Annotated in this window: 36 protein-coding genes; 24 read left to right on the top strand and 12 right to left on the bottom strand. The window is 46.2% G+C overall.

Annotation, left to right across the window (positions count from 1 at the left end; all coding sequences use genetic code 11):
• Window positions 1–105: 105 nt before the first annotated feature.
• The 7 genes from R7Q39_RS29035 to merT all read right to left on the bottom strand — a co-directional run bounded on the left by R7Q39_RS29035 (window position 106) and on the right by merT (window position 3,833).
• Window positions 106–318, bottom strand: a complete 213-nt coding sequence (locus tag R7Q39_RS29035; protein WP_000993245.1) for a DUF3330 domain-containing protein — start codon at window positions 316–318, stop codon at window positions 106–108.
• A gap of 65 nt (window positions 319–383) precedes the next feature.
• Entirely contained in the window at window positions 384–620 is a 237-nt protein-coding gene (gene merE / locus R7Q39_RS29030; protein ID WP_001087807.1) for a broad-spectrum mercury transporter MerE, read from the bottom strand.
• Window positions 617–982, bottom strand: coding sequence for a mercury resistance co-regulator MerD (merD, locus tag R7Q39_RS29025; protein ID WP_001277466.1), 366 nt, complete (start codon window positions 980–982; stop codon window positions 617–619). Before merD ends, merE begins: the two co-directional genes overlap by 4 nt.
• A gap of 17 nt (window positions 983–999) precedes the next feature.
• A complete protein-coding gene (gene merA, locus R7Q39_RS29020) occupies window positions 1,000–2,685 on the bottom strand; it encodes a mercury(II) reductase (RefSeq protein ID WP_000209296.1) in 1,686 nt (561 codons plus the stop codon).
• A gap of 38 nt (window positions 2,686–2,723) precedes the next feature.
• A complete protein-coding gene (gene merC / locus R7Q39_RS29015) occupies window positions 2,724–3,149 on the bottom strand; it encodes an organomercurial transporter MerC (RefSeq protein ID WP_000522996.1) in 426 nt (141 codons plus the stop codon).
• A gap of 27 nt (window positions 3,150–3,176) precedes the next feature.
• Window positions 3,177–3,452, bottom strand: a complete 276-nt coding sequence (gene merP / locus R7Q39_RS29010) for a mercury resistance system periplasmic binding protein MerP (protein WP_000732275.1) — start codon at window positions 3,450–3,452, stop codon at window positions 3,177–3,179.
• A 15-nt stretch (window positions 3,453–3,467) separates the two neighbouring features.
• Window positions 3,468–3,833 carry a mercuric ion transporter MerT gene (gene merT, locus R7Q39_RS29005; RefSeq protein ID WP_001294656.1) on the bottom strand — a complete coding sequence of 122 codons (366 nt, stop codon included), beginning with the start codon at window positions 3,831–3,833 and terminating at the stop codon, window positions 3,468–3,470.
• 71 nt (window positions 3,834–3,904) lie between these two features.
• Here merT and merR point away from each other — a divergent pair, with 71 nt between their 5' ends.
• From merR to R7Q39_RS28970, 7 genes are all read left to right on the top strand, one after another.
• The gene (gene merR / locus R7Q39_RS29000; RefSeq protein WP_001166628.1) at window positions 3,905–4,360 is read left to right on the top strand and encodes an Hg(II)-responsive transcriptional regulator; all 456 of its coding nucleotides are present in this window, start codon (window positions 3,905–3,907) and stop codon (window positions 4,358–4,360) included.
• Window position 4,361: 1 nt separating this feature from the next.
• Entirely contained in the window at window positions 4,362–4,754 is a 393-nt protein-coding gene (locus R7Q39_RS28995) for a hypothetical protein (protein WP_053410656.1), read from the top strand.
• 42 nt (window positions 4,755–4,796) lie between these two features.
• Window positions 4,797–5,897, top strand: a complete 1,101-nt coding sequence (locus R7Q39_RS28990; RefSeq protein ID WP_079324558.1) for a hypothetical protein — start codon at window positions 4,797–4,799, stop codon at window positions 5,895–5,897.
• Complete coding sequence (locus R7Q39_RS28985; RefSeq protein ID WP_079324556.1) at window positions 5,890–6,402, top strand: hypothetical protein; 513 nt, start codon at window positions 5,890–5,892, stop codon at window positions 6,400–6,402. The genes R7Q39_RS28990 and R7Q39_RS28985 overlap by 8 nt, the downstream gene beginning before the upstream one ends.
• Window positions 6,403–6,491: 89 nt before the next feature.
• Window positions 6,492–6,833 (top strand): hypothetical protein, encoded by a 342-nt coding sequence (locus R7Q39_RS28980; RefSeq protein WP_139374599.1) that lies wholly within the window; start codon window positions 6,492–6,494, stop codon window positions 6,831–6,833.
• Window positions 6,834–7,277: 444 nt separating this feature from the next.
• Window positions 7,278–8,789 (top strand): EAL domain-containing protein, encoded by a 1,512-nt coding sequence (locus R7Q39_RS28975; RefSeq protein WP_079324550.1) that lies wholly within the window; start codon window positions 7,278–7,280, stop codon window positions 8,787–8,789.
• Window positions 8,790–8,989: 200 nt separating this feature from the next.
• Window positions 8,990–10,126 carry a hypothetical protein gene (locus R7Q39_RS28970; RefSeq protein ID WP_225478250.1) on the top strand — a complete coding sequence of 379 codons (1,137 nt, stop codon included), beginning with the start codon at window positions 8,990–8,992 and terminating at the stop codon, window positions 10,124–10,126.
• A gap of 11 nt (window positions 10,127–10,137) precedes the next feature.
• On the opposite strand, the gene R7Q39_RS28965 is transcribed toward R7Q39_RS28970, so the two are convergent.
• Genes R7Q39_RS28965 through R7Q39_RS28955 form a run of 3 tightly spaced genes read right to left on the bottom strand, consistent with a single transcriptional unit; the run spans window position 10,138 to window position 11,635 of the window.
• Entirely contained in the window at window positions 10,138–10,575 is a 438-nt protein-coding gene (locus tag R7Q39_RS28965) for a hypothetical protein (protein ID WP_079324546.1), read from the bottom strand.
• Between the two features lie 7 nt (window positions 10,576–10,582).
• Window positions 10,583–11,050 carry a hypothetical protein gene (locus R7Q39_RS28960; protein WP_079324544.1) on the bottom strand — a complete coding sequence of 156 codons (468 nt, stop codon included), beginning with the start codon at window positions 11,048–11,050 and terminating at the stop codon, window positions 10,583–10,585.
• Between the two features lie 9 nt (window positions 11,051–11,059).
• Window positions 11,060–11,635 carry a hypothetical protein gene (locus tag R7Q39_RS28955; protein WP_079324542.1) on the bottom strand — a complete coding sequence of 192 codons (576 nt, stop codon included), beginning with the start codon at window positions 11,633–11,635 and terminating at the stop codon, window positions 11,060–11,062.
• A 104-nt stretch (window positions 11,636–11,739) separates the two neighbouring features.
• On the opposite strand from R7Q39_RS28955, the gene R7Q39_RS28950 reads away from it, so the two are divergent.
• From R7Q39_RS28950 to R7Q39_RS28905, 10 genes are all read left to right on the top strand, one after another.
• On the top strand, window positions 11,740–12,009 hold the full coding sequence (locus R7Q39_RS28950) for a hypothetical protein (protein WP_079324540.1): 270 nt from the start codon (window positions 11,740–11,742) through the stop codon (window positions 12,007–12,009).
• Window positions 12,006–12,308, top strand: a complete 303-nt coding sequence (locus R7Q39_RS28945) for a hypothetical protein (protein WP_079324538.1) — start codon at window positions 12,006–12,008, stop codon at window positions 12,306–12,308. The genes R7Q39_RS28950 and R7Q39_RS28945 overlap by 4 nt, the downstream gene beginning before the upstream one ends.
• Window positions 12,309–12,411: 103 nt before the next feature.
• Window positions 12,412–12,966: a hypothetical protein gene (locus tag R7Q39_RS28940; RefSeq protein ID WP_079324536.1), complete on the top strand. Its 555-nt coding sequence runs from the start codon at window positions 12,412–12,414 to the stop codon at window positions 12,964–12,966.
• Window positions 12,967–12,975: 9 nt separating this feature from the next.
• A complete protein-coding gene (locus tag R7Q39_RS28935; RefSeq protein ID WP_139374598.1) occupies window positions 12,976–13,845 on the top strand; it encodes a hypothetical protein in 870 nt (289 codons plus the stop codon).
• Between the two features lie 15 nt (window positions 13,846–13,860).
• A complete protein-coding gene (locus R7Q39_RS28930; protein WP_079324532.1) occupies window positions 13,861–14,835 on the top strand; it encodes a hypothetical protein in 975 nt (324 codons plus the stop codon).
• Window positions 14,835–15,386: a hypothetical protein gene (locus R7Q39_RS28925; protein ID WP_079324530.1), complete on the top strand. Its 552-nt coding sequence runs from the start codon at window positions 14,835–14,837 to the stop codon at window positions 15,384–15,386. The genes R7Q39_RS28930 and R7Q39_RS28925 overlap by 1 nt, the downstream gene beginning before the upstream one ends.
• A 73-nt stretch (window positions 15,387–15,459) precedes the next feature.
• The gene (locus R7Q39_RS28920; protein WP_225478249.1) at window positions 15,460–15,960 is read left to right on the top strand and encodes a hypothetical protein; all 501 of its coding nucleotides are present in this window, start codon (window positions 15,460–15,462) and stop codon (window positions 15,958–15,960) included.
• Window positions 15,961–16,081: 121 nt separating this feature from the next.
• A complete protein-coding gene (locus tag R7Q39_RS28915; RefSeq protein WP_079324528.1) occupies window positions 16,082–16,324 on the top strand; it encodes a hypothetical protein in 243 nt (80 codons plus the stop codon).
• A gap of 43 nt (window positions 16,325–16,367) precedes the next feature.
• The gene (locus R7Q39_RS28910; RefSeq protein ID WP_079324526.1) at window positions 16,368–17,255 is read left to right on the top strand and encodes a lipase family protein; all 888 of its coding nucleotides are present in this window, start codon (window positions 16,368–16,370) and stop codon (window positions 17,253–17,255) included.
• Window positions 17,256–17,474: 219 nt separating this feature from the next.
• Window positions 17,475–18,125, top strand: a complete 651-nt coding sequence (locus R7Q39_RS28905; RefSeq protein ID WP_079324524.1) for an outer membrane protein — start codon at window positions 17,475–17,477, stop codon at window positions 18,123–18,125.
• Window positions 18,126–18,173: 48 nt separating this feature from the next.
• Here the strand turns inward: R7Q39_RS28905 and R7Q39_RS28900 are convergent, their stop codons facing one another.
• Window positions 18,174–19,004, bottom strand: a complete 831-nt coding sequence (locus R7Q39_RS28900; RefSeq protein WP_079324522.1) for a DNA adenine methylase — start codon at window positions 19,002–19,004, stop codon at window positions 18,174–18,176.
• Window positions 19,005–19,116: 112 nt separating this feature from the next.
• Window positions 19,117–19,530, bottom strand: coding sequence for a hypothetical protein (locus tag R7Q39_RS28895; protein WP_017190657.1), 414 nt, complete (start codon window positions 19,528–19,530; stop codon window positions 19,117–19,119).
• Window positions 19,531–19,816: 286 nt separating this feature from the next.
• On the opposite strand from R7Q39_RS28895, the gene R7Q39_RS28890 reads away from it, so the two are divergent.
• From R7Q39_RS28890 to R7Q39_RS28860, 7 genes are all read left to right on the top strand, one after another.
• Window positions 19,817–20,206 (top strand): DUF2170 family protein, encoded by a 390-nt coding sequence (locus tag R7Q39_RS28890; RefSeq protein ID WP_017190658.1) that lies wholly within the window; start codon window positions 19,817–19,819, stop codon window positions 20,204–20,206.
• A gap of 9 nt (window positions 20,207–20,215) precedes the next feature.
• Complete coding sequence (locus R7Q39_RS28885) at window positions 20,216–20,908, top strand: PspA/IM30 family protein (RefSeq protein ID WP_017190659.1); 693 nt, start codon at window positions 20,216–20,218, stop codon at window positions 20,906–20,908.
• 70 nt (window positions 20,909–20,978) lie between these two features.
• The gene (locus R7Q39_RS28880; RefSeq protein WP_079324520.1) at window positions 20,979–21,668 is read left to right on the top strand and encodes a YjfK family protein; all 690 of its coding nucleotides are present in this window, start codon (window positions 20,979–20,981) and stop codon (window positions 21,666–21,668) included.
• The gene (locus R7Q39_RS28875; RefSeq protein ID WP_017190661.1) at window positions 21,669–22,106 is read left to right on the top strand and encodes a DUF350 domain-containing protein; all 438 of its coding nucleotides are present in this window, start codon (window positions 21,669–21,671) and stop codon (window positions 22,104–22,106) included.
• Between the two features lie 11 nt (window positions 22,107–22,117).
• Window positions 22,118–23,062, top strand: coding sequence for a DUF1190 domain-containing protein (locus R7Q39_RS28870; protein WP_017190662.1), 945 nt, complete (start codon window positions 22,118–22,120; stop codon window positions 23,060–23,062).
• Between the two features lie 138 nt (window positions 23,063–23,200).
• Window positions 23,201–24,370: a glutathionylspermidine synthase family protein gene (locus R7Q39_RS28865; protein WP_276404791.1), complete on the top strand. Its 1,170-nt coding sequence runs from the start codon at window positions 23,201–23,203 to the stop codon at window positions 24,368–24,370.
• Window positions 24,371–24,516: 146 nt separating this feature from the next.
• On the top strand, window positions 24,517–25,643 hold a 1,127-nt coding region (locus tag R7Q39_RS28860), incomplete at its 3' end, for a DUF4158 domain-containing protein (protein WP_206926118.1).

Below are 25,643 nucleotides of genomic sequence, written 5' to 3'. Positions count from 1 at the left end.
TGAACTGTCAGGAGCTGGCTGCACAACAGCCATTACGCCCAATCAACTGGTGCAGTCGTCTTCTGAAAATGACACATGGCATCTGACATCAAGTTAGGGTATGCCTCAATCTGACGGCTGCGAACCGCCAGGGACAGGCGCAATGTCAGATTCTGTCGCGGCCTTGGCGCGTGCCTGGAAGCGTTCATAGCAATCCAGCCCGCAGAAATGTTCGACGTATTCCGCGCCTTCCGGGGTGAAGGCGGCATCGAGCGGAATTTCTTTGCAGCATACGCAGCAGGTGGTGCAACTGGCAGTGTTCGGGGCGTTTGCGTTCATGGTGGTACTCCTCCAGATTGGTAGCGAAGCTCAAAGCTGCCCACTCTCGGCTGGCTGGGAAGCGGTCATGATCTTCCCTTGAAGGCCCGCAGCAGCCGCGTCACAGACAGGACAAACAAGCCGGTCAGCGTGAGGGCTGCAATACCCCAGTGCTCCCCGATGAACGCGCCGGCCGTCGTGCCGGCTAGCACAATGGCGAGAATCGGCAAATGGCAGGGACAGGTGAGCACGGCCAGCGCGCCCCACAAGTAGCCGGTGATCGGTTTGTGCGTCTCAGACGGCAAGTGCTCTGGGCTGTTCATGGCAGACTCTCCGCGTGCTGTGCCGGTTCGGTTGGCATGGCGGCCAGTTGCATTTCGAGGCTGGCCAGGGCCTCGCGCCGACGCTCGACGAGTTGCCGCAACACGGCAAGCTGCGCAGACGCACCGTCACCGTCCGCAGCATCCAGCGCCCGGCACAGCCGCGCCAGTGCGTCCAGGCCGATACCCGCTTCGAAGGCAGCCCGTACAAAGCGCAGCCGTTGCAACGCGGTGTCATCGAACAAGCCGTAGCCGCCCGTGGTGTACGCGACCGGCCGTAGCAATCCGCGCAGCAGGTAGTCGCGCACGATATGCACGCTCACCCCGGCATCAAGGGCCAGCCGGGACACTGTGTAGGCGCTCATTGAACACCTCCTTTTCCTCATCCGGCGCAGCACGAAAGCTGCTTCACGTCCTTGCTGAAGGTCTGCGCCGCGAGCTTCAGCCCTTCGACCATGGTCAGGTAGGGGAACAATTGGTCGGCCAGTTCCTGCACGGTCATACGGTTGCGAATGGCGAGCACCGCCGTCTGGATCAGTTCACCCGCTTCCGGGGCCACCGCTTGCACGCCGATGAGCCGTCCGCTACCTTCCTCGATGACCAGCTTGATGAAGCCGCGTGTGTCGAAGTTGGCAAGCGCACGCGGCACGTTATCCAGTGTTAGCAGGCGACTGTCGGTCTCGATCCCGTCGTGATGTGCTTCCGCCTCGCTGTAGCCCACGGTGGCGACCTGCGGGTCGGTGAACACCACGGCCGGCATTGCGGTCAGGTCCAGGGCCGCATCGCCGCCAGTCATGTTGATCGCCGCACGAGTGCCGGCCGCTGCCGCCACATAGACGAACTGCGGCTGGTCGGTGCAGTCGCCGGCCGCGTAGATGTTCGGGCTACTGGTGCGCATGCCCTTGTCGATGACGATGGCCCCCTGCGCATTGACGGCTACCCCCGCCGCTTCCAATGCCAGGCTGCGCGTGTTCGGTGTCCGGCCGGTGGCGACCAGCAGCTTGTCGGCGCGCAATTCACCGTGCGTGGTGGTCAGCACGAATTCACCGTCCATATGGGCGACCTGGCTGGCTTGCGTGTGCTCCAGCACCTCGATGCCCTCGGCACGGAAAGCGGCTGTCACCGCCTCGCCGATGGCCGGGTCTTCACGGAAGAACAAGGTATTGCGCGCCAGGGCCGTGACCTTGCTGCCCAGCCGGGCAAAGGCTTGCGCCAGCTCCAGCGCCACCACCGACGAGCCGATTACGGCAAGGCGTTCGGGAATGGTGTCGCTCGCCAGGGCCTCGGTGGAAGTCCAGTAGGGTGACTCTTTCAAGCCCGGAATCGGCGGGACCGCCGGGCTGGCACCCGTGGCGACCAGGCAGCGGTCGAACATCACGACGCGCTCGCCACCCTCGTTCAAACTAACGATAAGGCTCTGGTCGTCCTTGAAACGCGCTTCACCGTGCAGAACGGTGATGGCTGAATTGCCGTCCAGGATGCCTTCGTACTTGGCATGACGGAGTTCTTCGACACGGGCCTGCTGCTGGGCCAGCAGCCGCTCGCGCAAGATCGTCGGCGGTGTGGGTGGCATGCCGCCGTCGAATGGGCTTTCCCGGCGCAGATGGGCGATGTGGGCGGCGCGGATCATGATCTTGGACGGCACACAACCGACGTTGACGCAGGTGCCGCCGATGGTGCCGCGCTCAATCAGCGTGACCTGCGCGCCTTGCTCGACGGCCTTCAGTGCTGCCGCCATCGCGGCTCCACCGCTACCAATGACGACGACCTGCAACGGGCGTTCGTTGCCACTGGGCTTATCAGCGGCCCCTATCCAGCCGCGCATCTTGTCGAGCAGGCCGGCGCGGTTGTCCGTCGGTGGCGCATCGGCAAGCGTTGCCTCGTAGCCCAGTCCGGCCACGGCGGTAGTCAGCGCATCCGATGACGTGCCCGCCTCAATGGCGAGTTGCGCTGTGCCCTTCGGATAGGACACCAGCGCCGATTGCACGCCGGGCACTTTCTCCAAGGCTTCCTTGACGTGAGCCGCGCACGAGTCGCAGGTCATCCCGGTGATTTTCAGGGTGGTCATGTATTTTTCCTTTTCTGTGGTGGCTACGGCTGTTGCCGTCAGCCACGTTGTTCTGGCAATTCACAGCTGTCCGGCCCGCAGCGGCGATGTGCTGGCGAGATGAAATCCCAGACCGACACCCCAACCATCAAGGCCAGGCCGACATAGAGCAGTCCACCGCTCTGCCAGCCGTAAGCCCGCATTAAAAACACCGCTGCCAGCACCAAGATCGGGCCTATCGTGCCGAGCGCCGTGCGTCGCCACTGTCGATGATTGAGCCAAGCGATAGCATTGGCGAGTAACGCGATGCCGGCGAACATCGGCAGCAGGATGCCAATGAATAGCCCCTCGTACTGGCTCAAGAAGCCCAGTCCGATGGCCGCGCCAAAGCTGGCGATGGCAGGAAAACAGGCGGCGCAGCCCATCGCGGAAACGACGCTGCCGAGCGCGCCGGTTTTGCCAGCGATGCGCGTGATGAGTCCCATGTGTCGCTCCCGAGTTCGGTTAACGGATCAGCGTTTGAGGCTGGACGGATAGCCCGCGTCCTCGGTCGCCTTGGTCAACTTCTGGACGTTGGTCTTGGCATCGTCGAAGGTGACGACGGCCTGGCGCTTGTCGAAACTTACGTCGGTCTTGCTCACGCCCTCAACCTTGGAAAGCGCGTGCTTGACAGTGATCGGGCAAGAGGCGCAGGTCATGCCAGGCACGGACAGCGTGACGGTCTGGGTGGCGGCCCACACGGGGGCAACAACGGCAGCGAGGGCGAGGGCGGCAAACAGTTTTTTCATGATGAACTCCTGTGATTAATAGAAAAATGGCATGACGTAGGGAAATCCGAGCGAGACCAGGACCAGCGCGGCCACGATCCAGAAAATGAGCTTGTAAGTAGCTCGCACTTGGGGAATCGCGCAGACCTCACCCGGTTTGCAGGCTTGCGCCGGGCGGTAGATGCGCCGCCAGGCGAAAAACAGCGCGACCAGCGCTGCGCCGATGAAGATCGGGCGATAGGGTTCCAGCACCGTCAGGTTGCCGATCCATGCCCCGCTGAACCCCAAGGCGATCAAAACCAGCGGCCCCAGGCAGCAGGCCGACGCAAGAATGGCGGCCAGCCCACCGGCGAAGAGCGCGCCGCGCCCGTTTTGTGGTTCAGACTTTTGTGGTTCAGACATACGCTTGTCCTTTCAAATTTGGTTTGGATAGCTTAAGCTTACTTCCGTAGTTATGTACGGAGTCAAGCGATATGCAAATTAATTTTGAGAATCTGACCATTGGCGTTTTTGCCAAGGCGGCCGGGGTCAATGTGGAGACCATCCGGTTCTACCAGCGCAAGGGCCTGCTGCCGGAGCCAGACAAGCCCTATGGCAGCATTCGCCGCTATGGCGAGGCGGATGTAACACGAGTGCGGTTCGTGAAATCGGCCCAGCGGCTGGGCTTTAGCCTGGACGAAATCGCCGAGCTACTGCGGCTGGAGGATGGCACCCATTGCGAGGAAGCCAGCGGCCTGGCCGAGCACAAGCTCAAGGATGTGCGCGAGAAGATGGCCGACTTGGCACGCATGGAGGCCGTGCTGTCTGAACTGGTGTGCGCCTGCCATGCGCGGAAAGGGAACGTTTCCTGCCCGCTGATTGCGTCACTGCAAGACGGAACGAAGCTCGCTGCATCGGCGCGGGGGAGTCACGGGGTGACTACGCCTTAGCGTGCTTTATTTTCCGAATTCTGAGACGACCCCTCATTGGTTTGGTGGTTGCCGTCCATTCAGTGACAACGACGTTGTAGTGGCATGGTATCGACACACGGTATTTAGCATCTTTCTACAAAAAGCAGAAAACGGGTCACCTTACTATGAGTTGGCTTTGCAATTGGGCATAACGATTGAAGCGTTAATTGGGAAAGAGGTTAGCCCGGAGTTATACGTAGAGGTCATTCAAGACAGATCTCTTTTAGAGAAAATGATTACCCCGGACACACCGGCAACCGTTATCGAGATGGCGAACCGTTTCTTAAATATGGACAGCAAGTACTACAGCATAGTTCTTACTGCACCTATGGCCGTCTTATCTGAACACCTCCGTAGTTGCGCGACATCTTAGGCGTGCGAGCATTTCATAGAGTTTAATTATCAAGGACTACGTATGTCATACGTTACTTTACCGGTAATATCCCTTGATAACCTGTTTCGGTTATCGAGAGATGTTACATCGCTTCAATCTCTATTAGCCTTTCTATGTCATCAGGCAGCGAACCCAGGCACAGAAACTACGCCAGAACTTGCGTTTCAATACAAACCGTCTTTATCAGTATCAAGTGACATGTTCGCGCAAGCTCTTGGCTATGATAATCACGCACATGTACTCGAGCGCGCCAAAACTGTCGCTGGTACACATTATCCAGATTTTATGGACCAACAATTTGAGTCGCGGTTGCTGCATCTAGTTTTGGCCGAAATGAGTCAGCACTTTAAAGAAATGCCGCGCATCAAATTAGAGTTCGAAATGGTAGGGCAGATGGTGAATAGTTTTTGTCAGATCTTATCAAATAAAGAATCTCGTTCGCTTGAAGTCGTAGTCGGAGGTTCATGCACTGGAAAGACCCTTTACTTAGTTCAATGGCTGGTGGCATACGCCGAGGCAAACAATAAAGAGCCTCAAATTCCAGTTATAGTATTCGGGTTACCTTCTCTATTTGAGAATTTGGTGAAGCAGCGGCCCGATCTCTTTACTGGAGAGCGCGTTACTCACATCAAAGTCGATTTGGATTGCAACAACATGCCATCTTCGCCTACTGGTACACCAATCACGTTCATTGAAGTGGATTGGATGTCGAGCAATGAATTTGATGATGAAAGACTGTATTCACTCGCGTCTGTATTGGCTGAATCACCGAACCCGATGTGGACTGTTTTCGATGAAACAATGCAATTCACACCCGTCGTGGTGGCCTTTAAAGATTCTATTCACAATATATTGGCAACGGAGCAGGTAGGGTTCAGCAACGATGGACAAACTCTTTTCTCACCAACCCAGTTTACGTGGCGCTTGATCGACCCCAAATCCCTTATTCGATTTTTGAAAGCGATCGGCAGCTTCAAGGACGGGCAGGCAGACGCAATGGCAGAACGCTTGATGCCAAAACATCCATCAGGTGTCTCTGCGCGTATGGCACATACACTTGTTAAAAACAGTGGTCTTTTGACGCTACCTTATCAATTGAATGAGAGAATTTTTTATGTTTAAAGTTCTCGGCGTCATGGATTTGATGATGAACTTAGGGTTAGCCATTTTCATAGGCATCCGGGCAGAAGCACTATCCGCATCGCTTGTATTTCTAATGTGTTATGGGGTTTTGACCTATCTCTTTCACCAAGGGGAAGAGAATTATAAAGGAAGTCATTTTTACCTTGCTATGTGGGGCATGAAAGAAGGTATCACGGCAATGGTAGCAGCCTTATTAAGCAAGGTGGCTTATGCCGCATACAGCGCTCTGGCTAGCAGTGTAAGGAGTGGCAAAGAAATAACATTTCTGGATGCAGACAGGCTTCATAACGCATCACAAAATGGCTTTAGCGATTGGCTGTCGGGGATCTACCACCAGCTAGTTGTTTTTAGTGAAAGTTTTGGTTTAACAGATGTCGACCATGTTGTTTATGCATACCTTGCTATTAAAGGTTGTTGGATCTTTATCAAAGCATGTGACTACGCAGCCCATTCCCAAGTCATGGCTAGAATGAAAGCCGTATGAAAAATAAGAGCCTTCGGGCTCTTTTTTCTTGGACTGCAGACTCAATGCGTCCAACCAAATGAACTATAAAGTATTCGGAGAATATAACTGTGTCTGTACGTACTGACATGCCCGACTGGGCAAATGACATGTTGATTTGCAAAGGGCTTGGTTTCGAAGTGCAAGGGCTCAGCGAATGTTTATGGCAGGAGTTCTGCGCTCAGTTTGGGCTTATTGAATGTAAGTTGTCGGTACGAAAGGACTACTTTGCCCATTACATAAAACAGCAAATCAGAAGTGGCGCAATAACCAACAAAATTTCCAAGCTTAAGGCCCAGCAGAAAGCATCGATGGAACCAAATCGGAACTATCACTATGCAGCTCCGCGGCCAAGGAAATCAATGCTCCAAGAGTTTGAAGAAAAATACGCCGAATATCTCAGGGACGAATGATAGGAACGTGTGGAATTGTTATCGATGATAGTGCATTAAAACACATTGGTCTGAATCTGAAATTCAGTACCCCATACTAACGCAAGTGAGAGAGCAGCAACTGTAAGGTTCGTCTTGATGTGATTAGGATTCATAAGCTTTGCCTCGTTTTTAGTAGTTGTCTGTTTTGTGTTTTTCTCTTCGTTTGTGTTTCGAGTTAGTGGCAGGCTTGCTTTTAAACAAGCGTCGATCTTCAAGTGTTCGGTGATGTTATACGTCGCACAGATGCTGCCTTCGATTGCTCTTTCAGACCAATGGGCTCTAATTTAATGATTATACCACCTTTTTGCTGTGTATAAACATAGACCATAAAACAATATGCGTAGGAACGGCATACTGCTATTCTTAATTAAACCTGCACTGTTTTAGGTCAAGAATTAACGAACATGACTACTAGAGGCCCGGGTGAAAGCTAAATTTAAGCTACTCGCAATATTCTCTGTATCCTTACTATCGATGCTATCTATGGCGTCATTCTTTTCGTATGAGATTCAGAAAATAGAGCAAGAAGAGTTCGCCACCGATGTTTTAGGTAATGCCGAACTTGTCACGTCACAGTTGGTGACTGTTCTCACCACGGCTAATTCGATCGAAGGTTTCACCTGCAATAAAGACAACATCAATAAGCTTCGTGAACTTGTCATGACGAATTCGGAAATCTTCGATGCTGGATTTATGAAAGACGACACCGTGTACTGCACTGCGAACTGGGGAGAAATAAAACCGACTAAACTGAGGTACCAGGATTCGGGTGAGCAGAATGGTTACCAGTTTTATTCAAACGAGGAAAATTTGTATCGGATTTCGGAGCACTACAATTTAACCGCGAAAGGTAATTTCTTCGCAGTAAACATCACCACTTCTTATTCAAGAGTACTTAAAAAGCTACCACAGTTTCAGTTTCAAATTTACTCCAAAACTGTTGACAACATATTTGACGAGTACGCCCCAGCGAAGAAATCTAATTCCTATTTTGCCTTAACACTTTCAACGGATGCTTGCAGTAAGGTATATGGGTTTTGCGTTAGAACGATCAATGATAGGGCTGGCCTCCCATATTACAGCATCCGATCGAACACCATTGTCTTCATCGTCATCCTGACAATCAGTTATCTCATAACTCACCTTTTACAACTGATCATTTCCAACCGGCAAACTATTGAAGCACGTTTCAGAACGGCTCTAAGTGAAGAATCGCTTTTCATGGAGTATCAACCCATAGTCAGAATCGGGAATGGTCGTGTCGAGGCGGTAGAATCGCTTGTAAGGTGGACTGACGACGTATACGGGCGAGTATCACCAGAGTTGTTCATTAGTATTGCTGAGAAACTGTCGCTGTACCCGGAACTGGCACACTTTACGGCCAAGCGAGCAATTTCAGATATGGCGTCAGTGTTACGCAATGACCCTCAGTTTTCCTGTGCCATCAACATTTGTAGTTATGAAATTCGTGAGCATGCCTTTCTGGAGTACTTAGTTGCCCTTGTACGCTCACATGACATTAACCCAAGTCAGATAAAAATTGAGATCACTGAAAGCATAGATGTTGAGCTGATAGAAATCGCTGAGTTCTCTGCGCGAGCTCAAGCGCTAGGGTTTATGGTGGTGTTGGATGATTTTGGAACTGGTGTGTCGAACCTTGTTTGGCTAACAGAGGTTAACTTCGACTACATCAAGATAGACCGCGTATTTGTGAACGCTTTGAACTTCGACATTAAAAAGGGGATGGCAAGTGCTATCATGGACCTTGTTGCCAGCCTTGGCAAAGAGGTCGTTTTTGAAGGTGTGGAAACCAAGCGTGAATACGACATGATCACCGAGCACTGTAAACAAGGGTATGTGCAAGGCTGGTATTTCTACCGTTCTTTACCGCTAACTGAATTGCTTACTGTTTTAAATAATAAAAAGTCTTCCTGATGTTGGGTGTTTTCCGCCCGGTTTTTCCCCAGAAATAAACGCAAACTAGGACTGGATTAAGCTAAGCACGACTTAGTATAAGTAAAAATTACTTTGTGCTAGTTTACTAAGCAACTGCTCACAATAAAAAAGCCCTTGTTGTGACGGAACGGATTTAGCCCAGTGGAACATTGCTTCAATATATCACTATAGGTAAACCAATGATTTTACCCACTCACAAGAAAGCTCGATTAAGTGCAACTTCATTAAGTAAGTCGCTAAAAATAGATGACAAAGAAGCTCGTAGTATGTTGGCAGAGCTTTTCAATTTCAAATCTTGGGATGCGCTTATCAACTCCTTACCGATTCAAGAGCCGCAAGTCACACCAACGGTATTGAACTCGACTCACCAATTTATGGCTGAAAAGCTTTCGGACATTCTACAGGTTGACCAATACGAGGCGATTTTAGCGTTGGTGAAGTCAATCTCACCATTTTCGAACAAGCCAAAAGCGTATCGCGTTGACTTGGACGCAATTAGAGATAGAGATGATGATGCCATCGACTTTAGCGAACTTCGAGAGATGGTCGGTTTAATGGGCGAGGGGACTGCTGATGAAAACATGATGGCTTCTTTAAAACAATTGCTATCTATGTCAGACGACCCAGCACTTAAAGAGTTACAAGAACATTTGGAAGGCACCACTTTTGATGATTTCCAAAACCGGATGCGAATCTCTCACCCGATAGATCCTTGGACCTATGTTAACCTTTTAGATGGCTTCCTTGGATGGAATTTAAAGGAATACACAGAAGATGACATCCCCGACCAGGTAGAATTTGGCGAGCCGTGCTTTTATTGGCTTGATGAAAATGATGAAGAACATCCTGTGTTTGCAAATTCTATTGTAGTCTCACCGGGCGATTCGAAAGACGAAATGTTCTTATCAGTTCTGGACGCGATTTCAGATAGCTATGATGAATATTTTGAAAAGCCGATATTATTACTTGGGAATCCTATCTTTAAAACGTTTAACGGCATCCGCTTTAGCGTAATTGGGGTTTGGAATTCAGGCAATTCATGGCGTTGGCTGTTTTTATCGAAACTCAAACGGTGGGAGCAATTACAGGCTTATCCTGAAAGTACCATCGATGGACTTGAAAACAGCTTAGATACTCCACCACCGCCAGAGTCATTAGCTGAGTTCACAGTAGAAGACCGGTTTCCTGCATCCTTGGTATACCACAGCATTTTAAAGCCAACTCAGGAACCGGAATTTGGAGAAGATGGCGGCAGGTTTGTAATAGAAGAACGGTATGAGATGAAAGGCGTTACTGGCTGGAGTTCATATGTATAAAAAAAGGAGCCTCATGGCTCCCTTTTTTGTGATGTATTTCTATAGCTCAGTACCGTAAAAGTTCGGTCTATTCGACTGGCAATAAACCACGATGCAACCGTTGTACAGAAGAGTGTGCCCGAGCATAGCGCAACTATCGGCATGGTGACATCCGGGTGTAATGGCGCATTAAACACGTTAATGCTTAGGTACATGATGATGCCCATAGGTAGCAGGCCAAACGCTACGCTTAGTAACAGCTCTTTAAGGAAGCCGAATCGGTCATTTTTAAAGGGTGAAATCAGTACCAATAGGTGTATCACCATCATCTGGCTTAGATGGCCACCAATAATTGTACTCTTGAGTGCTAACTCGGCCGCGACTAACAACGCCATGTAGCACGATACAAAAACGAAGTAGGCTTTAAAGAATGTACTTGGCTTTGATAGGCCGCGACTGTCTAACTGCATACTTGCCTCATTTCTCATTGGATTGGTTTTGGATGGCTGATACCAGGCGAAGTACCAGGTCTATATCGACCTTGATTTCTGTATACCCCTCATTCTTATCGAATTCTGCCTGAGCCTTAAGCTCACTGATTGCTGCTTTAAATTCGACTGGGTTTTCCAGTTCATACGGCTTGGACACGTTGTAAGATTCAGTAGGGCTAATGGGGTCCAGTTTGGTAAATGTCTGGAACTCAAAGGCATTGGCGGCGGGTATATCAATCATCCACCCGCAATCAATGAGCTGGTACCGTTCAGGATTCGTATTGTGCTTGATGAAGCCTAAATATCTTGGGTACTGGAACAACTCGATGCCATGTCCTTTAATAGCCAGAGCACCACTTTCGTCAAAACTGACTGTATAGCCGTTTTCGAGCATTAGTGTACCGGTTTCCTGTACCGTCTGGTGACGGATCTCTTTATTAGTAATGCTTGGCATATCGCCCCCTTAGCTTGGCTTCACAACGGCCGTGATAATGGTTGTCCCAATTTCAAATACCATCGTTGAAAACCCCTGATCATAGGTTTGAGCGACTTTATCTGCATCAGGAATGGATTCGAACATGTGCGCCCGTTCAGGCACGGTAATGTGACCACCGTCTTTAGCGAGGAATTTGCCATTGCCATCGCAAACGACAAAACCCAAGAACTTGGTGATAGTAGGAAGATCGTTTTCGATAATGATGTCTATGGGGTCTACCAATCCATCTTCATAAGCCACATCCGCAGTTGCAAACGTTTGTGGACACTCAAGAATCACGTAGCTGCCACCTTTTCGGCGTTTGATAGTAGCGCGCTCCCCGGAACCTTCAATTTGTCGAATAAGCTCGTTTGCTTTGTCTTTATCTAACGGATGCAGATCATCAACAGAGAGACTTGGCTGGTGGACGAGTATTCCCCATTCAGCTTCATAGATGGTGCTGGTGGTATCTAGTCTGCCTGACATCTGATTCAGTTTCAGACTTTTGCTTTTCGCCAGTTTCTTCTTCTTCGCCTTTCTCTTTGCATCTTTTGTCATTGCCATAAACAATCTCCTGTAATTATTGCTCACATTATACGCTATTTGTTGAATGTGTAGTATTATTGCATTTGATTCAATATCCGCTATATCCGTTAAATGGAGTAAACATGGAGAAAAGTATCGAGTTTTTACCGGTTGGTGAGAAAGTTATTTGGTACGGCCGCAAGCAAGGCTCTTGCACCCACGATAGCCTTTTTATTGAGGGTGACGTTTATGTGAACACTGGGTGCCACCCGAACGGTGATATTGAGCTGCAGCTTAGTGACGACAAACCAGAAATTAGTATTCGCGCTACCACCGGTGAATATGGGCTTCTGAGTGAGTATGAAGAACAACGAGAACAATCAATTGCAGAGTATGGAGTGATGTTGAAATGACCAAATTCATAACCGTTGTGTATGCCATCAATGACCCCAAGGCATTTAAAGAGCAACAAGACCAAATTGCAAAACTACATAACGCTTATGACCCTAATAACCCACCAGCTTGGGGCATTAGTGCAGTATCGCATTCAGATGAAATCCGTCGTTTAGAAATCATTGAAGAAATTTCGGACCAAACATCTGATGAATCTGATTCATTTCAAATCGTTTTTGACATCCGCGATGCGTTGGCAGCAGATCAGTTGCCAGCAAAAGGTAGTTGGTTTGATCGAGATTCAATCGGAAATAAATAATTGCCCAATTAAATCAGCATTTTCTTTTTCATAATTACACTAGTTATTCCCAACGGGTCATTTCATTGATGGCCCAACATTCTAAGTGTAGAGAGACATATTAATGATTAGAGTAACGGTCAGTGATGAAGCCTGCATACAGCTTCAATCCGAAACGAATCCTACAGAGATTTCGACAGGTTATGTGCATTTCAAACGTAGCCACAAGTTAGATTTAACGGAAGCATACAATGAGTTCATCTATCTTTGGGTAGATGTAAATAAATTCGATGAATTATGGAAGACTTCGGCACCAGACCGTTACATACCCGCTGACCTTAACGACTTACTCAATTTCAATATTTTGGGTGAGATGTATCACCGAGAGCAGCAACTGATCAAGTCAGAAAATAAGGTATTTAAGTTGTTGGAGATATACCAGCAGATCAATGCCATTGAAATTGATACGCCAGTGCTAAAGACAAGAGCCATTGACTTCGAAGAGGGTCGACACCGGTTTTGGTTGTGTAGACACCTTGGATTGACCCATTTTCTTGCCGCTGTTAATGGCTATCAGTATCGCCAGCTTGTAAGCGCTGGAGTAGCTGGGCAGCACAGTAGATCCCGGGTTGCGTTTGACAGAAACCATAACCCTCTGTTTCAAACAAAGCGAACGTGAATGGACATAATGACTAAGCTTACGGATTTAACCAATACAGCGTTTGATGACTGCTTATATTCCCTTAAGCCACTAAAGAGTATTAAATCTCAGTTAAAGAGCCGGCTACATTCATTCTCTCTGGCCGAAATTACAGAGTTGCTTTCTGCCTTCCTGTTTGCAGAGGCACAAACGGCAAAATCACCGGGTTGTGTGCCAGAAAATGCAAGCCGGCCATTTTCTGATCTCACTATCGATGACCGTGCGAGTTATGCTTATGTGATAAAGGTTCTGGCTGAGGCCGAATTACAACATCGCATTGACCATCGAACAGTCACCGAGTGGTTTTCATTGTACAGCGCAAATGAGCTGGTGGCTGACATAAAAACCGTTTTCCCGGATTCCCTGATCCTTACTCATTGGCATGACATCGATAGGCTTGAACGCGACTTCTGCGTAAATATCCATAGCAATAGTCCAATAGCTGTCTTTCCTACGGCATTTTCATCATCGACAGGCTTACTGACCGCCGGCAGTTTTTTCATTATCCAAGACCATCTAACTGACGATGATGACCTCTCGGCGGCGACTTATCATGTCAGTTTAAACGTCAGTGATAAACCGCAGTATTTCACCTGCGATACTCTCTATGACAAACAGTTTCTTCAAGCACTCTTAATGAGTGGCTTTGATACCCAAGTACATCTCGACAAGTTGACCGCTGACGCGCTCCCATTTGATCAAGGTCGTGAGGCTTATTTAAAACGCATTCATCCCGACGATAACCCGTACTCGATATGTGATTGGCGCCATAGTGAATGGAATGAAGGTTGGGACTTTTCCGAGGAAGGCGATAGCGATAGCGCTTTCGACTATGCAAGCAACAAATTCATTAAATAATAAAAGGACAAACACATGCTTAAGAACGTCGCGGCGCTTGCGTCAGTGATCAGTTTTTCCCTGATGATGTCAGGCTGTGCAGAAACACCCAATGAGTATATTGAACTCAAAGGTAAATACGCTGATGACTACGAACTCGATGCAGAAGACTTTTCAGAACCAACACGCTTTCTTTACCCGCTAAAGTGGATTGAACCAAAACGCACGACTAACAACCTTGATGTGTTTTACTACGATGTAGACCAGAACAAACTTAAGATCGCAGGGCAGGCCGCGACATTAGCCATTGGTGCGATTGGCCACGTTAACCCGCTCGATATTGGTCTGAGTCTTTTAACGCAACAAGGAGCTAAAACCACTTATCACTCTGTTCTTGGCGATCAGTACCTTTATACGGTAGTAAAGGTCGACAAATCGAAGGATTTAGATGCCCAGGCACAAGTTGTGAACAAGATGGCCATCGATACGGTTGCATCCGTTTATGGTGATTCTGCCAAGACCGAGTACGTCCCGACAGGCACTAACTTCTACTTGGTTGAAGGCACTAAGGTCTACGACCCTAATTATGTCTTCTGTAAGCAAGGGGTAGAGTCTCTTTGTCGAACATTTACAAGCAGAATACCAATGTTGACCAGAGACAACGATGGATACATTCCGATAGCACCAACTGGTGACTATATGACGGCAGTGACACTTTTGCCGATAGGATTCCCGATCGACAAACTGAAATTCATTGGTAACCCTTCGGTTGAGCAGTACCTATACGTGCCGGCTATTAAGCTCAATGAAAACCGCGACTTGTGGAAGCAAGAGAACCTGGCCTACTTCAAAGAATGGTACCAAGAAGAGAGAGTGTCGGTTAACCCATACCTTAAGCGTTTAAGTGATGGAAAAGTGATGTACTTCAACCCGAAAATTACCGCGCTGCAGAAAGACGATTACTCACTCTATCGAGTGTTTAATTTAGGTGAGTCGGAGGATGCACAGTAATGAAAGATTTACTTGTTTCCGTACCGGGCATGGTGGTCAATGAGGACTATTCGGATGATTTAGCTCATGCTGCACGCGTCTGCCATCAGCTTCACGTGAACCTTGGCCACATGAAATGGGATGTGGAATGCATCACTGACATGGCACCAGATGCTCTCTGTAGCGGCCTGATTGCTGACCAAATTAAAAAGCTTGAGGATTTACTTGCTTTCTCCGGTGAACGGTTTGTGTCGCTACTACAGAGAGAATCGAAACTTGAGTTAACCTTTCAAGATGAATACCCGTTCATAAAAAGCTATCCAGAATGGATCGATGGTTTATTCCCTTACATCAGAAAGAAGGAAGTCGACGAGCAGATCATCGCAGCTGGTGGCCACATGGTTTTCAATAGTCTTGAGGGAATGAGCAAATTTCCTAATGTGTGTGTTCCGCAGGAAGTTACAGATAACTTCATTGTTGTTTGGTATCCCATCGCCGCGCAGTTCGATCAACCAGGTTATATCTGGAAAACTTCCGAGAAGAAGTGGCAGACATACAGCTTAGAGCTATAAAAGTTAACGGCATTTTGCCTTTATTTTAATACAATGATTTATATTCGTTTTGTGATAGCTAGAGAGGCAGTTCATGGAATTCTATTGGATAACACTACTTGTCGTATTTGCCTTTGTTTTGGGATCGGTGAGCACCTTCATTTTTTACATTGCTAAGAAGGGCAGATCCCACAACAAAGTAAGCGTACCGCCGTTTGATGACAGCAAGCCATACTATGTTGCTATTGACCATCAAGGGGACATCTACGGCTTTAGACGCTTTTATCCGGTGTCCGATTTTACTAAGTCAACAATACTGCAGGAATGGGCAGATGAAGCGGCGATCGTTGAAGCAATGTCATTCTCTGAACTGCAAGATAGATTGGGCGCTGGCAAAGTTACTGAAAACAGCTTGGCGCATCAATTGGCAGCGTTAAAGGAGGATATAAAAACGTTAGAGATCAATGGCGAACATCAAGCTGTGTATGATTTGTTTGTGGAAAGAACCAGAGAATTGATTGGCCACAAAGCAAAGCTTCCCGAAGGGTTTAATGGTCGAAGCTGTGAAGAGATAAAGGCTGACTTGTATCGTTGAAATGTTTTCACTGTTGATTTAGATTTATAACTCGAACTGCAAAACGCGCCACTCAGTTCCCTTACGGGAGTTGAGTGGCGTTTTTTCTTCCCGTAGGGCGACATACCTATAGGAAGAAACTATGTTTACCACTTTCATTGAAAATCTCAACGACAAAACACAACGCTATGAAGTTGAGGTAGTGTGCAAAAATTCATCATTAATTTTCTCTTTGGCTGATTCTACTCAGTATGCTTTTGTAACCAACCTAAATCTTCTATCTGGGTTAGGTGTAACCCGATATGGACAAGGTGCGTCAAATACTGTCTATGCTTTTTCAATATCTAACACACTGAAATTCCGTGTAGAATTGCGTGTTTATTGACATCGTATTTAATGACTATTCACCCATAACCATAAGAGAAATCATGAGTGTTGAAAAGATAACAGTTGGCGGTTTAGTTTCCTTTGTATTAGTTGTTGGCCTATCCACCATTTTTGTAGGTAGCCCCCCCAAAGTATCCACGTCTTTAGATTGTAATTCTGAGGATGGTTTAACCAATGCAGCGATCGTTGATATTGAATCCAACTTAAAGACGTACCAAACTTATGCGAGTCTATCGAACGGTATCTACGATAGTCGTCCAGACCATTACGCAGCCGTGCTAAATAAGTTTTGTAGCGATTCTGGTGTTTCGTGTGAGGTAGAAGAGAAATCAAGTGGTTTACGCTCTCTAACAGCGATTGATGAATCTGATCCTGATAACCAGAAAATCACCATAGTATTCCGTGGTACGGGCGATGACACAGACAGTGGTATTGCTGCTAATGATGTCTCGACAGATATTGCTCAGCATCTAGGCAGGATGCCACCGATGTATGTTGATGCAATCGACTTAGTTCAAGATGTCAAAGCACAATATCCACACGCAAAGATCACAACTACTGGTCATTCTCTTGGTGGTGCTTTAGCTAATGTTTCAGCGCTAAAAAACAACACAGATGCGGTTCTATTTAGCCCTGCAACTCTAAATGTATATAACTATGTTGATGCTTCTATCCAATCCGGTTATTCGAGTAAAATGATAACTATCGTCAATGAAAATGATAGAGTTTCTGGAGCAAAGTTATTGTCATCACCAACAACATATCAGGGTGCTGTGTTCGTTTTGCCGGGGCGAGCATTGTGCTTTGGGAGATGTAACCACAAGATTTCTGAACTACAGTCAAGACTTGAGGAAATAAGAAAAGACATGAACCCAAGTCGAAAACTATGTGAAATTTATAAAGGGATGTCGAGCCTTAAAATCAATTGATTGCATCCGTTAAGAGAAAGGGAGCTTCGGCTTCCTTTTTTATTTTTACGATTTCATCCAGCACTTGTTGATACCTGAATAATTTTTAATCTATCTAAAAACACTTCAAATTATCTTTTGAAAAAGCTTCTATTTCTAAGTTGCGCGTTGTAATAGCTACGGTAATCTTAACTACATAAATTGAACGCGACAGACTAAATATTTAAAGGAAACACGTATATGACTAAGCAACTTGTTCTAGCAGCAGTAATCGCAACAACTTCATTAGCATCTGGTTCTGTACTAGCTATGAAAAATGAATCTACAGTAAGCGAGTACAAACCAAGTATCAGCAATTTCATTTCTCCATACATTTCATCTGTTGGTATGGGTAATGGTCTTGATGGTAATGGTCTAGGTATTCGTCTTGGCTATAAACTGTCTGATAATTGGGGTGTGGTTGGTGATGCTTCTTTCTATGATGTTGACGGTAATTTAACTGAAAACGGGAAAAAACTAGAGACAGATTATGATGGCTGGATGGCAAGTATTGGTCCAAGTTACTACATCAACGAACGTTTAAGCGTATTTGCTACGATCGGTATCGCTCAACTAACTGGTGCGAACTATACATACGGCGACCCGTACACGGTAAAAATGTTCAATCCTGAGATACATCAACTAGTTGATGTCACTACACGCGACAAAGAAAATTTGAACACCACAGCTAACAAAAACGTTGTAGTTGGTTTGGGTATTAATTATGCGCTTGGTGACTACTATGTAATCAATGCGGCTTATAAACGATTTTCAACTGATATTACTATGTCTAGTGGCAATAACACGCAAGCTGTGGACGTATTTGAAGTCGGATTTGGCTTCCGCTTCTAAATCAATCGCATAAATAAGCAGGGTAGTCCCTGCTTATTTATTGTGTCTCTATACTCGGCACCGTTCAATCAAGTCTACCAACTGAGAGAATTTTCTGTTCTTTCCAAAACCTTTAAAAGCTATCATCTCAGGTGCAGCCTGACGTCCATTTCCGTTCCGACTGATACTTCTTCTTACATCCGTCCTGTAGATACTGAATCCCCTTGCTTTATATAATTTTGCCAGCTCTAGGTTAAGGCTGTTGCAAGCTATCATCGGCATACTGTGGTCTGCTAGCCAGTCAGCCACTTGTATTTGATGTTTGAATGTGAATCCTTTACCTGAATAGTTTGCAAATGTTCCAGCATAAGGTGGATCTGCCAGTAAAAAATCCACACCATTTAGGTTCAGATCTTGGAAACTACCATTTGTAAACCTCCAATTTTTAGTAACCTCTTGGAACTGGGTAAAACCAGATGGTGTCGCAAGTTCATCATATTTACCATAGGGAACGTTGAAGCCTCCTTTTTGATTGAACCTCATTAGCCCGTTAAAGCAATGATAGCTCAGGTACCACATTGCCCCTGCCGCAAACTCTGAATCTGCTTGATTACTGACAATTAGCTGATTGAATCGCTCACGAACGCCTAAATAGAATGCTTTATCGAGATGCCAATCATCTTTATTGGGGACGAACCCTTTTTGTGCATGCTGGTAAAGATTAATGAGCGGAGAAATGAGGTCGTTAGCAAGGACTCGTTCAAACTCATTGTTAAGGGAAAATGATAGGCCGCCACAGAATGGCTCTGCAACAAATCGTGGCTCCAACTCAGAAATCAATTTTTTTGAACGAGTCGCAAGCCATGATTTGCCGCCAGGATATTTTAGTATGCTTTTCATTTACGCTCCCATTTGATAGGGAGGTAGTATAAAACAAAATGTATCTGTACTTAACCTGTTTGGAGTTTGAAAATGCTCGAGTTTTTAATGTGGTGCACAAACCGAGAAAGGTTTAGAAGTGAGTTTGGGATAAAATATCCTGCGCTGCTTGCTCGATGACACTCAATGTTTTTTTATCGACCAATAACCTTGTTGCGGCAACAAATGCAGCCGTTAATGCTGGTGGCCGGCTATGCATTTCACGGTTGATAAGCACTGTATTTCTCTTAATCTCAGCTAGTCGCCTAACTACCAACTCTCTTTCATCAGCTAGAAATGCCAGCTTATCTTTCATTCTTCTTATCGCAGCCTGACGACTTTCGCCTTTGAGAACCACTTCACCTGGTTCGCTCGATAATCTTGATAACCGACTTGAAACCGACCTTTTTGTTGAGTCAATTTCATTCAGCAGAGAAAGCAATTTCTCTTTGTCATAGCCAGCCAAACAGAATTCGCTTTCAAACTGGGGATTTAACTTCTTACGCATTGAAATTTTTGCCACTGAGAAACATGATTTTCAGCGTAAGGATAACACATAGAGAGTTATCAAAAGATAACGATTATCACTTTAAACTAAAAAATCTGACCTTGTAGTATTTATATGGTTGCGGAAAATTAAAAACCACATAAATTAGTTTTCGACAGCGCAAGAATGAAAAATAAAAGCTAAACGCTTTTTATTGATTCGAGTGTAAGCAGGTGGTATTTTTATACCAAATAACCGTATGTGACGGATTTTACAGTCTTATGCATACCTATTCTGGAGAAATGTTTTGGATCTTAATGTAGTAACAAAAGCACTTCTTGAATCTGACGAAGGATTCAATGTAACTCAATCGGATGAAAGCCTGATCATCACAAACGATGTAGGTATTAATGCAGTACTCGTAGTTCAGGGGTCACAGATCATCGTTGAATCCTTGCTGTTCCAAGCAGACGCAGTAGCTGACCAAGCTGCGCTGGACGATTACATCTTAAAAACACATAAGTTAGTCCCACTTACAGCAGTCGGTAAATCAGAAGTAGAAGGCCAGTTTTATTACTCCGCTTTCGGCGCTCTATCTTCTGAGTCAAAAGTTGAAAGTGTTGTTCTTGAGGTCGAAGAGCTTTTCCGCAATGTTGCAGAACTGCTTGAAGGCTACTCTGAATTTCTCATTAAGTAAGGACTCCATATGTCACTAAGTAAATTGTTCCGCATCTTCACTGGTAATGTAAACAAGGCAGCTGAGAGCGTGATTGATGCTAACGCAATCACCATTCTTGAGCAGGAGCAGCGTGAATCGAAAGAAGCTGTTCGCAAAGCAGAAGATTCACTAGTAACTATCGTTGCTAAACGCAAATTATCTGAGGGCAAAGTAACTGGTTTTGATAAAGCGATTTCTGAGTACACAGATAAAGCTATTAAAGCGAATGAAGCTGGCCATGAAGATTTAGCGCTGGAATGTGCACAGAAAGTTGCAGACTTGAATGAAGAAAAAGCACTTGAAGAAGCGCAACTTAAGGCATTCAAAGAAGCAGAAGAAAAGCACAAGTCAAATATCGCGGTAGCTCGCAAAAATATTACAAGCATCGATCGTCAGATTGACCTTGTTAAAGCTACTGACAGCGTTCAAAAGGCACAAGCTGCAACTCAAGCTAGTGTTGTAGGTGCTTCATCTAAAACAAGTACGGCACTGGATTCGTTAAACCGAATTAAAGCTAAGCAGGCCGAGCAGTCAGCAAAACTAGAAGCCCAACAAGAGCTAAGTGATGCTGAAACTACTACAGATCTAGATCAGAAGCTTAAAGCTGCAGGTATTGGTGGCGGTACAACTGCCAAAGACCAGTTGGCAGCGATCCTAAACAAGAGCAAATCAGCCGAATAATTCAGGCGCGAAACTCTATAACACGAGCCCGCTTTCATGCGGGTTCATTTTTTCAGAATAAGGGACTTTTATGTTGAAAAAAGTTTGTTTAGCGCTGAGAGCTGTTTTTGGCAAGAAAAAGCCAGTTGAACAACCAAAACCCGTAACTCCAGAAATTTGCGGCTTTCGTCTTGGTGGCGCGTTTGAAATTGACAGCCTGATGTTACGACTTGCTGAACCGAAGTTGACCATCGAAGGTGCTGCAACATCGCAAATCATTGAAGCGGTCGGTGTAATCGATATGGGTGCTGGTACTCGCATAGTTCGGTACTACACAGATGATGAAGGGTATATCCAAGTGCTAATCAATGGCGATGATGACTCCGGTATTATGGAAATCAGCCTTTGGTATTTCTATGACTCTCGACCAATTGACGGGCAACAAGCGTGGGACAACCTACTTAACAATGAAATTGTTAAAGATGAATACGACTTGGAAGGTACTACGTTTGCCCCGTATTGGGAGAACGAAAAACCCGTTTGTCTGACAGAGAAAGTTTACAACAAAAATGGATTTGTCAAAGAACTGGACTCTTTCAACATGCTCTATTCACGCAATTTGCAAGACGACAAAACAGAAGACCTTCTATTACCACACGATAAAACAGAAGAACTTCTTGTCGCATGTGAAGAACGAATCGCAAATAACACCCCGGACCGATTACTTTCTCGTGTTACAGGGATTCAACTAAATATTTCTGACTTTAAAGTGGTGGCATAAATGATCGAACTAGCAAACGAAAGTGCAGCGGCAACAGCATTTATGAATGGGATTACTTCATTCATCGGTTACTTCGCATTGTCCTTGGTATTCTTGATTGGATTCAAATTCATTTACATGGCCATGACACCATACAACGAATGGAAGCTGATTAAAGAAGATAAAAACGTATCTGCTGCGATCGCGCTCGGCGGCGCAATTGTTGGTTATGCAATCGCTATCTCAAGCGCAGCTTCTCACTCTGTGGGGATTACTGATTATGCACTATGGGGCGCTGTAGCTCTAGTCGCCCAGGTTGCCGGTTTTGTGGGAGTTAGAGCCATTATGATGCCGAAGATCGTGCAAAGAATTGAAGAAAATGAAACTCCTGCAGCCGTGCTATTGGCTTCTGTTTCTATCGCTGTTGGCCTTCTTAACGCCGCTTGTCTGACATACTAGTCGAGGTAGCTATGACTGAATTAAAACGTCGAATGCGTAGCCGCATTAAACTAGAAGGTAAACGCAAAACATTTCGTCACTTTGCATTAGCGCCGCTGGCACTGGCAACACTTGCTGGTTGTCAACCAGACAGCCCACTTCGCATTAAGGTGTATGAAGACGTTGATGCTTGTAAAGCTGATGGTAAAGCAGAGCTTGGTACTCAATGCGATGCAGCATACAAAATTGCGCAACGTGAAGCCGACAGAACTACTGAGAAGTTCCGTAAACAGGCCGAATGTGAACTTGAGTATGGTGTCTGTGAAGCGATGCCAGCTGGATTAGGCTATCGTCCTAAGCTTGACGCATTTATGGTTGCGCCAGTTAAGCCCGAGCATTACGACAACTACGACATCTCTCGACAATATGGTGATTTGTTTGTGCAGCCATTGTTTACGTCGACATCTTCATACTCGGATAAATACGGAAAATTGTTCTTTGCAGATGGAATGAAAGTTGGTGATGCAAACAACATAAGCCATTTGAATTTCACTATGACCGACAGGTATCTGCACCCGTTACCAACAGTTCGGTTACGCAACGAGGATGACGGTTTTTACACTGGTAACTCTGGCGGTAACAATAAATCAAACTATGGCTCCAGTATCGGTCAGGGGATTGGTCAAGGAACGGGAAGTAGCGTAGCAAACACAATTGCGAATGCATATATCGCTGGCCGCGTAATTGATGCTCTTGATGACTCAAGCGAACGACGTCACAAAGAGCGCATGTATAACGCAGCCCGAGACGCTGAAAAGAAACAGCAAGCAATGAGTGGCGCAGGTTACAAGACAAGTTCGAGTTCAACTACTTCCAGTGGATTTAAGTCTGACTACAAAGCAAAACCAGTAGTGAAGACTTCCTCTCGTGGTGGTTGGGGTTCTTCTGTCAGCTCTCGTAGTAGCTGGGGTGGATAAACAACTCTCTTACATCATCCAAGCCGGTGGTTCATCACCGGCTTTTTAGTAACTGAGTAAGTGCTCTTGCCGATTATTTAAGGGGTGAGATGCTACTAGAACATTTACTTAGGCACTAACAAAGACATAGAGGTCTAAATGCTACAGATACCTACACAACCACGTCATGATTGGAAGAAGACAGCGCAAGAGTTCAATTTCGGCTTCCATACTTTCGACGACGAGCCATATTGGACAGAGGACCGCTACTTCCAATTCACTCTAACTCAGATAGAACGCGACATCGAGCAACCGACAGAAGAAATTCATCAAATGAGCTTGAATGCGATCGCCAAGGTTATTGAAAGCGATGAACTGATGGCAAAGTTTCAAATACCTGAATCTATGTGGGGCTTGGTTCGTGAATCTTGGAAACGCCGTGACCCGAGTTTATATAGTCGTATCGATTTGGCATATGACGGGAAGAACCCGGCAAAGCTCCTAGAACTAAACAGTGACACGCCGACAAGTCTCTACGAACTGGCATTTTTCTCTTGGCTGTGGCTTGAAGAAAAGGTTAATCGCGGCGAATTGCCACAAAATGCCGACCAGTTCAACCTGTTGGAAGATTTGCTTGTAAGACGTTTTATCGAGTTAAAGCCAACACTGGCATTTAATACGATGCACTTCGCATGCTGTAAGGACACCATCGAAGATCGCGGTACGGTACAATATCTTCAAGACTGTGCCAAAGAAGCCGGCATCCACAGTGAATTTGTGTATGTAGAAGATATTGGCATTTCGGAAGATGGAAAATACTTTACGGATGCCAATAGCAAACCGATCGATACGCTTTTTAAACTATATCCTTGGGAGTACATGTTACGCGAGGAATATAGCCAGCATCTAGAAACAGCAGAGATCAATTGGATGGAACCATTGTGGAAGTCCATCAGTTCCAATAAAGCAATTTTGCCACTGTTATGGGAGATGTACCCAGGCCACCCGAATTTGCTTGAAGCTTATTTTGAAAATGACCCACGAGTAGCGAGTATGGACCATTACGTCGTGAAGCCAATTTTTTCACGTGAGGGTGCGAACATCTCGATCGTAAAAGATGGCGAAGTGGTTGAATTTGTAGATGGCCCTTATGGTAGCGAAGGGAAAATTGTACAGGCTTACACACCATTGCCAACATTTGGCGAAAACCATGTACTGATCGGAAGTTGGTTAGTGAATGGTACTGCGGCAGGAATTGGAATTCGAGAAGATGAAGGGAAAATAACCAAAGATTCTAGCCGATTTATCCCGCATATCATTTTAGGGTGATATGTAATGGGGTTCTAGGGATTTTCCCCTCTAAAGTAACATAGAACGCTACAGGTATTATATTATATGGTCTGTGGCGGTGGGTTACCTTCCAATATTCTGCCATCTTATATAAACACCATCAATCATATTGGCGTTTATTCATCATGGCAATTAGTAATGAACTCTCGATTCTGACTCAGGCAGAACAACGAGACTTGTATTCAGCACCTCAGTTTTCTATTGAGGAACAACGTTTGTATTTTTCGCTAAACGATGTAGAACAGGCCGAATGCCGTACTATCAGGCTTACTAAACATCGTTGTTATTTCGTGGCGCTTCTGGGCTATTTTAAATCTAAGCCAGTGATCATTGCTCCGAGTTTCCGTGATATCAGTATCGACATGCAGTTTATTGCCTCCCAAATTCAAAGAGGTAAAGGGATCAGGCCTTTCAGTGTCAGTAAAATGCAGCGTGACCGTATTTACTCAAGGATACTGCGTCTACTAAATTACAATAAGTGGAATGAAAAACAGCACCTCAATGCTCTGTGCCACCACCTGGTTTACATTGGTCATGCCTGGCTGGAGCCTCGACACCTCTTTGATGCGGCCATTGAATACCTTGCCAGCCATAACATTGCCATTCCTAAGTACTCCGTGCTTCAAAGACTGATAAGCCGCACAATGCAACAGGTCAGAAAAGACCTGACGCTCCAACTGAATCAACTTACCAGTAATGAACTTAACGTCTTTCTGGACAACATAATCACTACTAAAGACGACGGGCTGAGTCTGAGCCATCTCAGGGGTGGTGCCAAAAGTCTGACCGTGCCTGAGCTTAAAAAAGAGCTCGCCATTTACCACCGGTTAGCACCATGGCACACGCAAATAAATGACGTTGTGGACAGGCTCAATCTGTCGCTAAAAAATCGACAACACTTCAGCGGCCTTATTGATTACTACGGCAGTAAAGTGCGGCGCTTCAAACGCTCACAGCAGCACCTGTGGTTACTGTGTCATCTGACAGAGCGCATGCAACTTGCACTGGAGCGCCTGACGGATGGGTTTGTTTACCATATCCGAAAACAACAGGAAGCCGCCAACGCCTTTGCACAACAAGCAGTGTTCCTGTCCTGGCAGTCAGCTGCGGACAATGTCACGAAAGCGGCAGAGCTACTTCACCTGTTTGTTGACGAGAATATTGATGACAATCAGCCCTTCTCAGTAGTCAGACAACAGGCATTGAAGGTCATGAATGACAGGGATATCCAGACCCTCTGCCTTTACCTGAA

This window comes from Vibrio sp. 947, assembly GCF_033339115.1.
GTDB lineage: Bacteria > Pseudomonadota > Gammaproteobacteria > Enterobacterales > Vibrionaceae > Vibrio > Vibrio alginolyticus.
This window is presented reverse-complemented; position numbering and strand designations above follow the sequence as displayed.

Bases quoted from the DNA above. Each gene is read 5' to 3' on its own strand.
- R7Q39_RS29035 (WP_000993245.1), bottom strand. From the start codon at position 318: ATGAACGCAAACGCCCCGAACACTGCCAGTTGCACCACCTGCTGCGTA.
- merE (WP_001087807.1), bottom strand. From the start codon at position 620: ATGAACAGCCCAGAGCACTTGCCGTCTGAGACGCACAAACCGATCACC.
- merD (WP_001277466.1), bottom strand. From the start codon at position 982: ATGAGCGCCTACACAGTGTCCCGGCTGGCCCTTGATGCCGGGGTGAGC.
- merA (WP_000209296.1), bottom strand. From the start codon at position 2,685: ATGACCACCCTGAAAATCACCGGGATGACCTGCGACTCGTGCGCGGCT.
- merC (WP_000522996.1), bottom strand. From the start codon at position 3,149: ATGGGACTCATCACGCGCATCGCTGGCAAAACCGGCGCGCTCGGCAGC.
- merP (WP_000732275.1), bottom strand. From the start codon at position 3,452: ATGAAAAAACTGTTTGCCGCCCTCGCCCTCGCTGCCGTTGTTGCCCCC.
- merT (WP_001294656.1), bottom strand. From the start codon at position 3,833: ATGTCTGAACCACAAAAGTCTGAACCACAAAACGGGCGCGGCGCGCTC.
- merR (WP_001166628.1), top strand. From the start codon at position 3,905: ATGCAAATTAATTTTGAGAATCTGACCATTGGCGTTTTTGCCAAGGCG.
- R7Q39_RS28990 (WP_079324558.1), top strand. From the start codon at position 4,797: ATGTCATACGTTACTTTACCGGTAATATCCCTTGATAACCTGTTTCGG.
- R7Q39_RS28985 (WP_079324556.1), top strand. From the start codon at position 5,890: ATGTTTAAAGTTCTCGGCGTCATGGATTTGATGATGAACTTAGGGTTA.
- R7Q39_RS28970 (WP_225478250.1), top strand. From the start codon at position 8,990: ATGATTTTACCCACTCACAAGAAAGCTCGATTAAGTGCAACTTCATTA.
- R7Q39_RS28965 (WP_079324546.1), bottom strand. From the start codon at position 10,575: ATGCAGTTAGACAGTCGCGGCCTATCAAAGCCAAGTACATTCTTTAAA.
- R7Q39_RS28960 (WP_079324544.1), bottom strand. From the start codon at position 11,050: ATGCCAAGCATTACTAATAAAGAGATCCGTCACCAGACGGTACAGGAA.
- R7Q39_RS28955 (WP_079324542.1), bottom strand. From the start codon at position 11,635: ATGGCAATGACAAAAGATGCAAAGAGAAAGGCGAAGAAGAAGAAACTG.
- R7Q39_RS28950 (WP_079324540.1), top strand. From the start codon at position 11,740: ATGGAGAAAAGTATCGAGTTTTTACCGGTTGGTGAGAAAGTTATTTGG.
- R7Q39_RS28945 (WP_079324538.1), top strand. From the start codon at position 12,006: ATGACCAAATTCATAACCGTTGTGTATGCCATCAATGACCCCAAGGCA.
- R7Q39_RS28940 (WP_079324536.1), top strand. From the start codon at position 12,412: ATGATTAGAGTAACGGTCAGTGATGAAGCCTGCATACAGCTTCAATCC.
- R7Q39_RS28935 (WP_139374598.1), top strand. From the start codon at position 12,976: ATGACTAAGCTTACGGATTTAACCAATACAGCGTTTGATGACTGCTTA.
- R7Q39_RS28930 (WP_079324532.1), top strand. From the start codon at position 13,861: ATGCTTAAGAACGTCGCGGCGCTTGCGTCAGTGATCAGTTTTTCCCTG.
- R7Q39_RS28925 (WP_079324530.1), top strand. From the start codon at position 14,835: ATGAAAGATTTACTTGTTTCCGTACCGGGCATGGTGGTCAATGAGGAC.
- R7Q39_RS28920 (WP_225478249.1), top strand. From the start codon at position 15,460: ATGGAATTCTATTGGATAACACTACTTGTCGTATTTGCCTTTGTTTTG.
- R7Q39_RS28915 (WP_079324528.1), top strand. From the start codon at position 16,082: ATGTTTACCACTTTCATTGAAAATCTCAACGACAAAACACAACGCTAT.
- R7Q39_RS28910 (WP_079324526.1), top strand. From the start codon at position 16,368: ATGAGTGTTGAAAAGATAACAGTTGGCGGTTTAGTTTCCTTTGTATTA.
- R7Q39_RS28905 (WP_079324524.1), top strand. From the start codon at position 17,475: ATGACTAAGCAACTTGTTCTAGCAGCAGTAATCGCAACAACTTCATTA.
- R7Q39_RS28900 (WP_079324522.1), bottom strand. From the start codon at position 19,004: ATGAAAAGCATACTAAAATATCCTGGCGGCAAATCATGGCTTGCGACT.
- R7Q39_RS28895 (WP_017190657.1), bottom strand. From the start codon at position 19,530: ATGCGTAAGAAGTTAAATCCCCAGTTTGAAAGCGAATTCTGTTTGGCT.
- R7Q39_RS28885 (WP_017190659.1), top strand. From the start codon at position 20,216: ATGTCACTAAGTAAATTGTTCCGCATCTTCACTGGTAATGTAAACAAG.
- R7Q39_RS28880 (WP_079324520.1), top strand. From the start codon at position 20,979: ATGTTGAAAAAAGTTTGTTTAGCGCTGAGAGCTGTTTTTGGCAAGAAA.
- R7Q39_RS28875 (WP_017190661.1), top strand. From the start codon at position 21,669: ATGATCGAACTAGCAAACGAAAGTGCAGCGGCAACAGCATTTATGAAT.
- R7Q39_RS28870 (WP_017190662.1), top strand. From the start codon at position 22,118: ATGACTGAATTAAAACGTCGAATGCGTAGCCGCATTAAACTAGAAGGT.
- R7Q39_RS28865 (WP_276404791.1), top strand. From the start codon at position 23,201: ATGCTACAGATACCTACACAACCACGTCATGATTGGAAGAAGACAGCG.